This window comes from Nostoc sp. (assembly GCF_036917555.1).
Lineage (GTDB): Bacteria > Cyanobacteriota > Cyanobacteriia > Cyanobacteriales > Nostocaceae > Nostoc.
Genome location: NZ_JBALDD010000027.1, coordinates 1 through 12,976 on the forward strand (window position 1 = coordinate 1; position 12,976 = coordinate 12,976).

Consider the following 12,976-nt stretch of genomic DNA (forward strand, 5'->3'; position numbering starts at 1 on the left):
CGTCTAAACAGATACCGACTGTAGCTAAATCAGCGATTTGTACTCCCAGGTCGGCTTTTGCATCAGCTTGAGTACTTTGTTGATCGGCTTTAATTCCAACCGCAGCTTGACCAGTGGTTTGGACGAGCTGTGTTGGGTTATCCAAAGATGGTAGTTTAACTTGACTTGGGTCTTTTACTTGTACAGTTGTTTTAGAATCAGTTGCAACTCCAGCCAATTGCCCAAGGGTGGTATTAGTTGTCTCTTGGACAGTAGCTTTAATGCCTTTTCCAACTTCAGCAGTAGCAGTATTAGTAATTGTGGTTACACTTTGTAAAGTTTGAAAAGCAGCAGCTAAAGTTACAACGCCAACAGGTGGAGTTTCAACAGCTTTGGAACAATTAGCCGAGCTATTTTTATTAGCAATTCCTAATGTTGCATTAGCGTCTAAACAGATACCGACTGTAGCTAAATCAGCGATTTGTACTCCCAGGTCGGCTTTTGCATCAGCTTGAGTACTTTGTTGATCGGCTTTAATTACAACCGCAGCTTGACCAGTGGTTTGGACGAGCTGTGTTAGGTTATCCAAGGATGGTAATTTAACTTGACTTGGGTCTTTTACTTGTGCAGTTGTTTTAGAATCAGTTGCAACTCCAGCCAATTGTCCAACGGTGGTATTAGTTGTCTCTTGGACAGTAGCTTTAACGCCTTTTCCGACTTCAGCAGTATTAGTGGTTGTGGTTACACTTTGTACTGTTTTAGGAACTTCAGTTTTTGTGACTGCTGTTATTGTACTTGTCAAGCTAGCTGAAGCAGGTGTGATAGCAGAAGATACTCCAAGCAAGCTAATGACAATAAATAAAGTGTTAGTAGAAAGTTGCTTATTCATTGATAACTCCAGGTAAAATCTTAATGTTTGTTTCGCTTCTCATCCTAAGTAGTCTGAATAGCATTTGTAAGTAGCGAATTTACTAGTTTTATTAATTGAATTTCAATTGGTGAAATGACGGCTAGTTTCCTTCAATTTCATGAAGAGTTAACAGTATTAATATTTTTGTCACCAGTATTAACACTGTTTATAAATTATCTAAAAAAAAATATATGTAATTTTGCTATAAATCACTTAGAACACTTAGTTAAATAAAGCTTGACAGATAAACAACGGTGGCAATACTACTTTGAGATCGGCTATGACGAGGAATTAGCAAAGCACAAGTGATAAATTGAGGGTTTCTGCGGAGTTTATCAGTTTCCATACAGCTATCGAACCATTAAGGTGCTTGTTTGTTCTAATCAGCACCTTAACGGTTCGATAGCTTGCTTGCCGATTCCCTCAATTAAAAATCGTTCAAAGTATTGCTCAAAGCAACTTTACGTAAAGCAGTTTCAATTTCTGAAACAAGCCTGACAGAAGTTGTAGAAAGAGGTTAGGTTAAGTGTTAATCACAAGCCGCACCCCAGCAGCGATGGTAAAAGAATTAGCAATTTGCACCCGTGGACTGACTAAGCAATTTGACCGACACGTTGCTGTCAATGACGTTGATTTAGAGATCCAGGCGGGGGAAGTATATGGATTGATTGGGCCAAATGGTGCGGGTAAAACAACTCTCATCCGTATGTTGGCGACTGCTGAGGAACCAACTACGGGTGAGATTTATATTAATGGCGATCGCCTACTCCGTGATAAAAGTAATCCCAAACTTAAGCGTCGTCTTGGCTACTTACCCGATGACTACCCGCTATATGAGGATCTAACAGTCTGGGATTACTTAGATTATTTTGCGCGTCTCTATCGCTTGCGAGAACCACGGCGCACTCAACGTTTACATGAAGTTTTAGAACTGATCCAACTTGGTAATAAACGCAATAGTCAGATTTCTACTCTGTCGCGGGGGATGAAACAGCGCCTAAGTTTAGCGCGAACCATTATCCACGAACCGATTTTACTATTACTAGATGAGCCTGTTTCTGGGCTTGACCCCATCGCCAGGATGCACTTCCGAGAAATCATCAAGGCTTTGCAAGAAGCTGGTATGACTGTGATCATTTCTTCCCACGTTCTTAGTGATTTAGCGGAACTCTGTATATCCGTGGGAATTATGGAACTTGGCTTCTTGGTAGAAAGTACTTCCCTACAGCAACTTTATCAACGTCTTGCCCATCAGCAAATTGTGATATCAACTCTAGGGAATATAGAGGCACTTTTAAGCGAATTAAAACATCATTTAGTAGAAGAGTGGGAGGTGATACCAGGAAAAAACAGTGTGCGGGTGAATTTTTCGGGAAAAGATGAAGATAGTGCTGAGTTATTGCGATCACTCATCAAAGCAGGCATTCCTCTGACTGATTTTCACTGTATGCAAGAAGACTTAGAAAGTATTTTCTTAAAATTAGGTCACAAACAAGCATCTTGATACGTCAATAAATATCACTCTCCATTTTTGGAGAAGTTTTTACTATGATGCCCATAATAGACAGAATCGGCGATTGGAATCCGCAACTATTGTGGGAACTCAAAGGACGCCTGAAATTTTTTAATGTTGCGATCGCATTTGCAACTTCCCTAATACTGCAATTAGTAGTTTTTTTATATCAGTTGCGCGAATCTCCTGGTGATAGATACTCGTTAACTGCCACATACTGTAATCTGCGTCAAGTATATGAACAGCAACAAAATCGGCTTTACCAGCAATCAGATCAATATATAATTAATGAATTCAATAATTTCCTATCAAAAAATTTTTGTCCACAAAATGAAATTAATTGGCAGTTGTGGTGGCGAGACCATTGGGAATATATATTCCTGTCTTTTACTGTAATTTTTGGATTTACACTATTAATTGCAGGAACTTATTTACTAATCAACGATTTAGCCAAAGAAGAAACTCGCGGTACGCTGAATTTTATCCGTCTTAATCCCTAGTCAGAAACAAGTATATTGACTGGTAAGTTGCTAGGAGTTCCAAGTTTAATTTATCTGACTGTTTTAGTAGCAGTTCCTTTACATTTGTGGGCTGGACTTTCTGCCAAAATTGCCTTTAGCTACATTTTGAGCTATTACGCAATTCTTATTGCTAGCTGTATTTTCTTCTACAGCGCTGCGCTACTGTTTGGCTTAGTTAGTCGTTGGTTTAGTGGTTTTCAACCTTGGTTAGGTAGTGGTGCAGTTTTCCTTTTCTTGTTGACAACCTTTCAGATAACATCATCAGATCATTCAGGCGCTTGATATAATTCAACAGCTTGGTTGAGGCTGTTTGCTCCTTGGGATGTAACAAATTATCTATTTCCTAACTTGTTCCATATATCCAATGGTTCTCCCCTGAAAAACTTGCAGTTTTTCTATTTACCATTAGGAACAAGTGTTATTAGTGTTGTTGGTTTCCATTTATTAAACTTCGGATTGTGTAGTTACGGTATTTTGCAAGCTCTTAAACGTTGCTTCCGTAATCCTCAAGCCTCAATAATCAGCAAGAAGCAAAGTTATTTACTAGTAGCTTTTTGCCAATTGATGACATGGGGATTTGCTCTACAAAATGGGAATAATAATGATACATGGGATGAACAGGTTGCGGGAAATTTTGTTTTGCTGGCAGTCTACAACTTGGTGTTGATTTTAAGTTTAATTGCAGTTCTTTCCCCTCATCGTCAAGATGTACAAGATTGGGCAAGATATCGACATCAGGGAGTTTCTAACCATAAGAGTGTTTGGCAGGATCTAATTTGGTCTGAAAAAAGCCCTGCACTTGTGGCGATCGCTATTAATTTGACAATTGCTGCTATTCCTTGGTTAGTTTGGCTTTTACTTACATCTGTTGTTGACGCAAACAATGGCCGAACTGAGATTGTTAACGAGATTGACAGGTTTAAAGTACTTTTAACTATAGCTTTGTCTATCAGCTTAATGATGATTTACGCTACCATCTTCCAATTGATACTTTTGCGGAAAACTCCTAAGCGTTCTTTTTGGGCAATTGGGACTTTAGGTACTGTAATGTTTTTACCACCGATGATTCTAGAATTTATTGGTATCTCGTCATGGAAATATTCTACCGTATGGATGTTTACAACTTTTCCTTGGACAGCTATAAAATACGCTGGGGTAACAACAGTTTTTATGGCACTCTTAGCTGATTTGAGTGTTTTAGCATTGTTGAACTTCCAGTTGACAAGGCAGGTGAGATTAGCAGGCGAATCTGCTACAAAAGCATTGTTGGCAGGACGTTAAGTAAGTAGTTATCGATATACGTTAGATCCCCAACTTTTTAAAAAAGTCGGGGATCTTGTTTTTCACAAATGATTTAGGACTGCTATGTTATCTATTATTTGCCTACATCGGCTGTTAAATTTTTAATCAGCACAAGTATCACAACAATCTGAAAATAATGTTAAATATCCCTACTCAAGACCTGCGCTACACAGCTATCCAGTTTTTAGAACAAAGTCCCTCACAGCGTCTGCAAATTCTCAAGCAACTGGGTATAGCCCGTTATGATTTTTTAACAAAAATACAACTGAATGAAGCAAATATCATTTGTATAATGCGGTTTTTTAAATATCCTAGTCAGCTGAAGTTTCCTAATCTTATAGGAGCAGATTTATCTGGTTTAATTTTAGATGGAGTAAACTTTATTCGAGGAAATTTGTCAGAAGCAAATCTAGAAGGTAGTAGTTTAGTAAATGCAGACCTTTTATTTGTAAATTTTACGAAAGCCAATTTGATAAATGCAGATTTACGAGGTGCAACTCTGAACGAGACTATTTGGTTAGAGACTCTAGTAGATAAGTGTCAGCTTGGTGTAGGTACTGGTTTAACTCAGCTACAACGTCAAGATTTACAACTACGAAAAGCTATATTTAATTATTGAGAAGACGGTAATTAAAACACAAAAAATTATAAAATTATTGGATTGAGATTGACTTGGATAAGTTAATGAGTATTAAGTTGCCCCAAAAATTGATGCTGCTGGGTTCAGGAGAACTAGGTAAAGAATTTGCGATCGCTGCTCAACGTCTTGGTAATTATGTGATTGCTGTTGACCGCTACGCCAATGCTCCGGCAATGCAGGTTGCTGATGCTTATGAAGTTATTTCTATGCTCAGTACTGATGATTTAGAAGCTGTAGTGACAAAACATCAGCCAGATATTATTATACCAGAAATTGAAGCAATCCGAACGGAAAAATTGATCGAATTTGAACAGCGAGGGATTACAGTTATTCCAACTGCGGCTGCTACTAACTATACAATGAACCGCGATAGAATTCGGGAACTGGCACATCAACAATTGGGCATCAGAACAGCTAAATATGGTTATGCAACAACTATAGAAGAATTGATTGCAGTTTCGGATAAAATTGGCTTTTCTAATGTTGTTAAACCTGTGATGTCATCATCAGGGAAAGGTCAATCGGTAGTGCAGGATAAGAGTGAGGTTGAGAAAGCTTGGAATTATGCGATCGCTAATTCTAGAGGAGACAGTCAAAAGGTGATTGTAGAAGAATTTATTAACTTTGAAATTGAGATAACTTTACTGACAATTAAACAGTGGAATGCACCGACAATTTTCTGCTCTCCTATTGGTCATCGCCAAGAAAGAGGCGATTATCAAGAATCGTGGCAACCCGTAGAAATTTCTGAAGATAAAATATTAAAATCCCAAGAAATAGCCATAAAAGTTACTGATGCTTTAGGAGGAGCCGGAATTTTTGGCGTTGAATTTTTCATTACTAAAGATGAAGTGATTTTTTCAGAGCTTTCTCCTAGACCCCACGATACGGGAATGGTGACATTAATCTCACAAAATCTCAATGAATTTGAACTACATCTACGAGCTATTTTAGACTTACCAATTCCTCACATAGAACAGCTAGGAGCCTCAGCTAGTGCAGTAATTTTAGCTTCAGAAAAATCTGATTTTATTGCTTTTAGTGGTGTAGCCGATGCTTTATCAGAAAAAGATGTAGATATTAAATTATTTGGTAAACCTAATGCTCATCCATATCGGCGAATGGGCGTAGCTTTGGCCAAGGGTGTGAATGTCCAAGAGGCTAGGGAAAAGGCTACGAAAGCAGCCAATAAAATTAAATTAGTCTAATTTATTGTACTATGAAGTAGTGACTTGCTATCTATAATTGAGTAAAAATTCTCAGTAATAGATTCTGCAAGTCACTACTTTTGATTTGCTCTTGAGAGGGTATATCTTAATTTTTGCAAGGATACTGTTATCTACAAACTGAGGTTATAGTTTTTTGCATCCTTTGACAAAATCTTGGATGGTCGCAAGCTAATGGAAATAAAACTAATTAAGGGCTACCTGTGTAGTCTAGGTTCCCATCAATGTTTTCAATTCCATTTAAGACTATTGAGCTTTTGTTCCAAGAACCATTGCGTCTACGGCAATTGGCTGAGAGTCTATCTCCATCAATAGAAATGTCATTAGAACTCAATTGATAACTACTAGCTTGGTCAGGGTTAGTAACTTCTAAGTTGCCATCAATGTTTTCAATCCCCTTCAAGGCTATTGAGGTTTCATTCCAAGAAGAACCATCGCGCCTTTGACAACTGGCTGAGAGTTTATCTCCATCAATAGAGATGTTTTTGCAAGTTAATTGATAACTGCTACTCATTTGTTTATACTCCTTTGATTCAGTACAATCTCAAGCCACATATGTTATACTTAATATCTGGCTCTGATTTTTGCTACAAAGCCAACAAAAGAAACATAGCCTGATCTATTTGAATGAGAGGTTTCTGGCAAAACCTCTTATTCAAATAGATATACCTTTGTTGACTTTTAGTATTCTACACTACGATTTTTTTTGACAACAAATATATTTAAGAACTTTTATTAATGATTGTTAAAACTTACTTTATGATGATTTTCTGAGGCGTAAAGTACCTAATATTTCTCTACTAGCAAATAAATCCCAGATAAATACTGATAAAAAAGCATTTGTGTTTATCTAGGATGGCAGACTTGGTATTTGTATAAATAACCAAGTCTGGCCATAGCGTTTCCTACCTCGTAGCGCTGTTAGGCGAATCAACCGCAGCAACTGGATTAGCCTGATTCAGGTAATCGTAAACAAGCTGGGAAACTTGACGGATAAAGTCTCTCCCTCTTGTGTCTTTATAAGGACGGGTGACAAAGATAGCCGCCAGGTAACGCTTACCATTGGGCATAGTGACAAATCCTGCATCACCGATGAGAAAGCCGATATCTCCAGTTTTGTTAGCGATAACAGCACCTTTCCCCAAACCAGCGGGAAGCAGTGTGTGAATTGTGGTGTGATGCAGAATATCTAAGGCTTGTTCTCGACTTTGTGGAGAAACTAACTTGTTATTCACAAGTAAAGCCAGCACCCGCGCCATATCTTGAGAAGTTGTGGTGTTGGTTCCCCTCAAGTCAGCTAAAAGATGGCGAATTACTGTGTCTTTCAGTCCCCAACTACGGAAGCGCTGATTTAGTCGCGCTGCTCCACCTAAGCGATCAATAATCATGTTGGTGGCAGTATTATCGCTAATCGTAATCATCTTAGTGATGGTTTCCAAAGCTGTGTACTTCTTCCCAACGCGCTCATATTGCATACTTCCAGAACCATTGGTAACTAAGTCACGCCGCATAGTCAGGTTTTCTTGAAGGGTGACTTTACCAGCATCTAAATCCTGGAAAAAGGCGATGAGTATTGGTAGTTTGATTGTACTAGCAGCGGGGAAAACGCGATCGCCTCCAATATCCAAATAATCTCCAGTATCCAAATCCAGAAAAAACATTCCTGTTTTCAGAAAACTGTAGCGACTCATCAAGGCTTTAATTTGAGGTTCCAGCGCTTTCATCGGTGAATGCATTGGAACCACGCCAGCAAAGAGAGTGCTATTATCATTCACTCTTGGAGAAATACTCGGAGTTATCTCTAGATATTGCGGCTGGGTTGCAGTCAATCGTATTGGTTTGGGTAACTGCACAGACCAATGATTAGGGGATTCCTCTTGCAGTTGCACCTGTGCTAAATCAAAGGTGTAACCGGGTGCTAAAGTAACTACCATGCGGGTAGTCTCTGCATTAAACTGCTCGATGCGAATGTCTTTAATTACTAACCCCATTCTTTGACTAGTCTGTGGATATCTTAATGTAACTCCAGACAAATCAATTACCAGACGAGTCGGGTTGGTAAGTAGTTGTACCTTCGGTTGAACATTCTCATCTGTGGTGAAGTCCAGATGATTACGATTGCTATCAAAATGCCAATTTGCGATGGCTACGCCCGCCGCAGGCATCGCAGCATTAGCCTTTACAGTAGAGCCAAACAGGATCAAGCTTAAGAAGCTGGGTAGAAGCCAGCTAAATTTTACAATATTTTCTTTGTGTGTGAGTAGCATCAGCGATCGCTTTGTGTGTGAGGAAGACTCTGGAACGAACAAAAGCCGCCCACCATTAAAGCACAATTATAAAAAGTTTTGTAAATTATGCGTTTACACGCAAAAACATCTGTTACAACAAGTATTTAATTTAATCAGTATACAAGTATTCTGTAATACTTTACGGTTACTAAAAATTCCAGCTGATTGGGAAAAAAGATTTAATTCGGACGCAATTAGCTTTTTGAGCATTTTTATACGGAATTATCTCATATATAAATAAGTAATAATTTTATCTGGACACAGCTAAGTATGTCTATGAGAGTTTCCTATATCCAGAAATTCAGCTTATGGAAATTTTGTATAGTAGCCTGTACTATCAGTTTCACCATCAGCGGTTGTACGCCTGAAAAACGAGCGATGCTGCGAGTAACTGCTGAGACTTTTCGCTATCGAACAGCTGATGCTATTACATCAGTGAAGAAAATTTACCAACTGAATAATTTACCTATAGATGATAATTTAGTTGTCGATCAATTATTAACTGATACCAGTATTGAATTCGGAATTCCTACAGAAGTAAATAGCATTATCACCGGAGAAAGTCAGCAAAATCTCCAGTCATCAGATGTCGATCAAACACTCGACGCTTTGAAAGCAGAATATGATACAGCCGTTGATGTATTTAACAAGCTGGAAACAATTGATTATGAAAGTAAAAAGATAGTTGCTCAAACTGCCCAGCCAGCAAGATGTCTAACAGTAAAAATGCTAATTTTAGCCAAAAGAATTCAGGAAAGACCACCAAGACCAATGGATTGGGAACGGGTAATCATTAGTTCCAAGCTAAAGTATCTCGGTGAACGATATAGAAAGTTAAGTATATCTTCACAACTGGAAGCAGAAGAAATTAAGCGTCAAGTTCTTGAAAAGATAGATGATTGGCGAAAAGTTAATGCTGCTGAACAACAAAGTTTGAATGAATCTATCTCGAAACTTTTGGCAGCAGCTGACACCGGGCGAAAACTTTCAGAACTTATTGACGACTATCCTAATCTTAATTTTGAAGTTATTGCTGCTAGAGTTACTCAGATTGTTGGCGTAGCTACCAATTTAACTGGTAACAATTACAATTCAACACTTAGGAATATTCACACTCTGGAAAGAGAAGTTAATAAAGATGAAGTTTTAAAAGAATTTATGAAAGAAATATCTCTCAGAAACAGACAGGTGCAACCACCAAACTCTCAATTATGCCAATAATTTTTAAGGTACAACTAGTCATGAGTCATGAGTAACGTTCAAAAATTAACTGAATATATAGATAATGTCCACCAATAATATTTTAGATACTTTTGCAGAAATAATTTTTCAGCTTAAAGAAATTACTAGCAATGAAATCGATTTAGAAAAACTCAATAATACAGAAGACAAATTACAAGATATTCTCTTTCAGCTTAATTTTGAACTTGTCAACGCACAACGTCAAAAAAACTGGGAAAAAGTAAATAAGTTGGAGAGAGCAGTTAGCGAATGCAAACTTACTCTCGATCGAGTAAGAGCAGCAATTATAAATGTTAGCATCATCGGCATCAATCCAAAAAATCTGGCACAAATGCAGAAAATATTAGAGGAAATTGAGACTGCGCATAAAACTCAGGTAAACATAGATTTGGCTATCCGTTTACTAGGTTTTCTGCGTAAGCTGTTCCTGTAATTAAAATCCTAAATCTACGGCAATGCGGTGGGCGCAAGCAAACCCAGAAAAAGCGACTGCATTCAACCCTTGACCCGGAAAGGTACTATCCCCTACACAATAAAGTCCTGAAATAGCTGTGCGATTAAAGGGCATATTTAATAACCCCCACAACTTACGTCGGGGAATTGGCCCATAAGTGCCATCCTCACGACCCAAAAAGCGGCGATGGGTGCGTGGTGTCCCCACTTCTAAATAATCCAATCCGGCATCTAAACCGGGAAAAATCTTCTCTAGGCGGTCAATAATTCGCCAAGCCGCTTTTTCTTTCTTCGCTTCGTACTCACTTGGAGAAAGTTCTTGCCAATCATCAATCCAGTGAGGCGTGAAGGCATGAATGATGTGATATCCATTTGGTGCTAAATCTGGGTCAAGCAATGTGGGAATCGAAACAAACACTGTGCCTTCTGCTGCTGTCATCTTTTCCCAGTCTTCCAGCAAAATATGGTGACACTCTGTCCCCGCAGGTAAAACTGACTCCTTTATCCCGATGTGCAAACTTAAGAAGCTAGGAGATTTTTGATAGTTTTGTTGCCACTTTTTCTCATTATGTGGCATTTCTTCTGCTGGTAGTAATTGTGTAAATGTATCCCAGCGTGTAGCATTAGAAACTATGCGTTTACCCCGATATACTTTACCATTAGCCAGTTGCACAGCTACAGCTTTTCCCTGTTCTGTGAGAATTTTGGTGACTCTAGCTTGGTACTGAATCTGACCTCCAGCCTTTTCTAGACCTTCGACCAGTTTTTGGGCAATTTGTCCGACTCCGCCTTTAGGATAGTTAACTCCGCCATAATGCCTGTCAGAAAAGACCATTCCAGCATTAATCATTGGTGTCATGTCTGATGGAACCACCGACCAGCAATAACATTCCATATCGATAAATTTCAATAATTGCGGGTCTTTGATGTAACGCCGCGCCACATCCCCGGCATTTTGGGGCAGATACTTGGCTAAACCGAGACACACCAAAGGATGCTGGAAAAATACGCGCAGTAAATACCGAGGTTCTTCCAGTGACAGCAAATCCATGCTGTTGAGACACTTGAATACTTTTTGGCATTCGTCATAAAAGCGACGAATCCCTTGTTCTTCATGGCGAAAATGAGCAGTAAGATTTTGCAAAAATTTTTCATAAACCCGGTCAACCTTCAGGTCTAAACCTTGGGGTAGATGATAGTGAATCTGTACCGGATCTGCGATCGCTTCTTGGCTAACATTTACCGCTGATAATGCACGGGTGAGTAAGTTGGTAGTACCGTTCTGTCCCAGTCCAAAAATCATTGATGCGCCAACATCGAATCGATAGCCTTGGCGTTCAAAATAACCAGCGCTACCACCTGGAATCAAATAACGTTCCAGTACCAGCACTTTCGCTCCCTTCGCCGCTAACTGGGTCGCTGTTACTAATCCGCCAATCCCAGACCCAATCACGATCGCATCAATATCTTGCATTTTGGTCATTAGTCATTAGTCATTAGTTATTCTCCCCCATCCCCAATGCCCAATGCCCTAATCAAAAAAAAGAGGGACGAGCCTGCTACTGCTGACTAATCCCGTCTGCCGATCCTTAAAAGAGAGGAGAACACTGTATAAGAATATAGCCTTGATTGAGAATTAATGTCAACTACTAATGAAATATTTTATCAATAAATTTGAGATTGTTAATTTTAAGCTGTCAGCCGGATGCAGGAAAGAGTATTATGGTGTTTCAGTTGTTATACAATAAAAAGGCGCCTATTTCTGGCTATGACGCTACAATTGCGCGTTTATGTTCCACCCCATCCCCTGATCAAGCACTGGCTAGCAGTTGCCCGTGATGCAGGCACGCCTTCAGTATTGTTCCGCAGTGCCATGACTGAGTTGGGAAGATGGCTGACTTATGAAGCTGCACGAGACTGGTTGCCGACTCAAGAAACAGCAGTACAAAGTCCCTTAGATACCTGTCCAGCAACAGTGATTGATCCGCAAGTGCCTATGGCAGTAGTGCCGATTCTGCGGGCTGGGCTAGGATTACTAGAGGGAGCGCAGACTTTACTGCCTTTAGCATCGATTTACCACCTTGGCTTGGCGCGAGATGAAGAGACACTGCAACCTCATTGTTATCTGAACAAGTTACCAGAAAAATTTGACCCCCAAACACGAGTGTTAATTACCGATCCAATGTTGGCAACAGGAGGGTCAATTATGGCAGCAATGGCAGAATTGACACAACGGGGTGCCGATCCAGCCCTAACACGGATTGTTTGTGTAGTGGCGGCTCCACCAGCTTTGCAAAAATTGAGTGAAGCTTATCCAGGTTTAATAATTTACACCGCTACTATTGACGAAAAACTGGACAGCAAGGGATATATTGTACCGGGATTGGGAGATGCAGGCGATCGCATTTTTGGGACTTAAGCTAGTATGCAGCTAGGGCAGGAAAATAGCATAACTACTGTAAAAGTTGCAAGGTTTGTGAAGGCGGTAAAGATATGAGTCAGCGAGATGGTTTTGGCAGTGGTTTTGTAGCAGGGGCGTTTGTTGGTGGCGTATTTGGTGGTGTTATCGGGGCACTGATTGCTTCTCGGCGCGATCCAGAATTGCTAATAGAAGAGGAGACAGAACTGACAGATAGCCAAGCCGAAGCTAAGAAAATAGCAGCAAAGCGGCGTCAGATGAAAGCTTCAGAAAGCGAGAGCAACAGTATAGAAACGGCCAGGCGATCGCTAGAAGATAAAATTGCCCAGCTAAATGCCACAATTGATGAAGTGCGAAATCAACTGGGAAAAGTGAATAGTAGTTCACCCCAAGCAACCAATGACCGCTCTCTCACTAAAGACTCCTGAAGTTTGTTCAGGCGTGGTGAAAGTGTCAAGTGTGGTAAACGTGAAATCCGCAAAC

The 12,976-nt window shown here is 39.7% G+C and carries 11 protein-coding genes and 1 pseudogene; 8 read left to right on the forward strand and 4 right to left on the reverse strand.

Annotated elements, in window-relative coordinates; translation table 11 throughout:
* The coding region (locus V7K60_RS12510) for a hypothetical protein (protein WP_334925910.1) at positions 1-868 on the reverse strand (868 nt) is incomplete at its 3' end.
* A 577-nt stretch (positions 869-1,445) separates the two neighbouring features.
* Here V7K60_RS12510 and V7K60_RS12515 point away from each other — a divergent pair.
* From V7K60_RS12515 to purT, 4 genes and pseudogenes are all read left to right on the forward strand, one after another.
* Positions 1,446-2,393 (forward strand): ABC transporter ATP-binding protein, encoded by a 948-nt coding sequence (locus V7K60_RS12515; RefSeq protein ID WP_334926003.1) that lies wholly within the window; start codon positions 1,446-1,448, stop codon positions 2,391-2,393.
* A 44-nt stretch (positions 2,394-2,437) separates the two neighbouring features.
* Positions 2,438-4,204: pseudogene (locus tag V7K60_RS12520) on the forward strand (ABC transporter permease subunit).
* 157 nt (positions 4,205-4,361) lie between these two features.
* Positions 4,362-4,844 (forward strand): pentapeptide repeat-containing protein, encoded by a 483-nt coding sequence (locus V7K60_RS12525; RefSeq protein ID WP_334925912.1) that lies wholly within the window; start codon positions 4,362-4,364, stop codon positions 4,842-4,844.
* A gap of 65 nt (positions 4,845-4,909) precedes the next feature.
* Positions 4,910-6,073 carry a formate-dependent phosphoribosylglycinamide formyltransferase gene (gene purT / locus V7K60_RS12530; RefSeq protein ID WP_334925914.1) on the forward strand — a complete coding sequence of 388 codons (1,164 nt, stop codon included), beginning with the start codon at positions 4,910-4,912 and terminating at the stop codon, positions 6,071-6,073.
* 208 nt (positions 6,074-6,281) lie between these two features.
* Here purT and V7K60_RS12535 read toward each other — a convergent pair whose 3' ends face one another.
* Together V7K60_RS12535 and V7K60_RS12540 are read right to left on the reverse strand one after the other, a co-directional pair.
* A complete protein-coding gene (locus V7K60_RS12535) occupies positions 6,282-6,605 on the reverse strand; it encodes a CVNH domain-containing protein (protein WP_334925916.1) in 324 nt (107 codons plus the stop codon).
* A gap of 391 nt (positions 6,606-6,996) precedes the next feature.
* Positions 6,997-8,358: a serine hydrolase gene (locus V7K60_RS12540; RefSeq protein ID WP_334925918.1), complete on the reverse strand. Its 1,362-nt coding sequence runs from the start codon at positions 8,356-8,358 to the stop codon at positions 6,997-6,999.
* Between the two features lie 291 nt (positions 8,359-8,649).
* On the opposite strand from V7K60_RS12540, the gene V7K60_RS12545 reads away from it, so the two are divergent.
* Positions 8,650-9,600, forward strand: coding sequence for a hypothetical protein (locus V7K60_RS12545; RefSeq protein ID WP_334925920.1), 951 nt, complete (start codon positions 8,650-8,652; stop codon positions 9,598-9,600).
* A gap of 64 nt (positions 9,601-9,664) precedes the next feature.
* Positions 9,665-10,054: a hypothetical protein gene (locus V7K60_RS12550; protein WP_334925922.1), complete on the forward strand. Its 390-nt coding sequence runs from the start codon at positions 9,665-9,667 to the stop codon at positions 10,052-10,054.
* Here V7K60_RS12550 and crtH read toward each other — a convergent pair whose 3' ends face one another.
* A complete protein-coding gene (crtH, locus tag V7K60_RS12555; RefSeq protein ID WP_334925924.1) occupies positions 10,055-11,557 on the reverse strand; it encodes a carotenoid isomerase in 1,503 nt (500 codons plus the stop codon).
* Between the two features lie 285 nt (positions 11,558-11,842).
* On the opposite strand from crtH, the gene upp reads away from it, so the two are divergent.
* Both upp and V7K60_RS12565 read left to right on the forward strand, forming a co-directional pair.
* Positions 11,843-12,493, forward strand: coding sequence for a uracil phosphoribosyltransferase (gene upp, locus V7K60_RS12560; protein ID WP_334925926.1), 651 nt, complete (start codon positions 11,843-11,845; stop codon positions 12,491-12,493).
* 74 nt (positions 12,494-12,567) lie between these two features.
* Positions 12,568-12,921, forward strand: a complete 354-nt coding sequence (locus tag V7K60_RS12565) for a hypothetical protein (protein ID WP_334925928.1) — start codon at positions 12,568-12,570, stop codon at positions 12,919-12,921.
* The last annotated feature ends 55 nt before the right edge of the window (positions 12,922-12,976 follow it).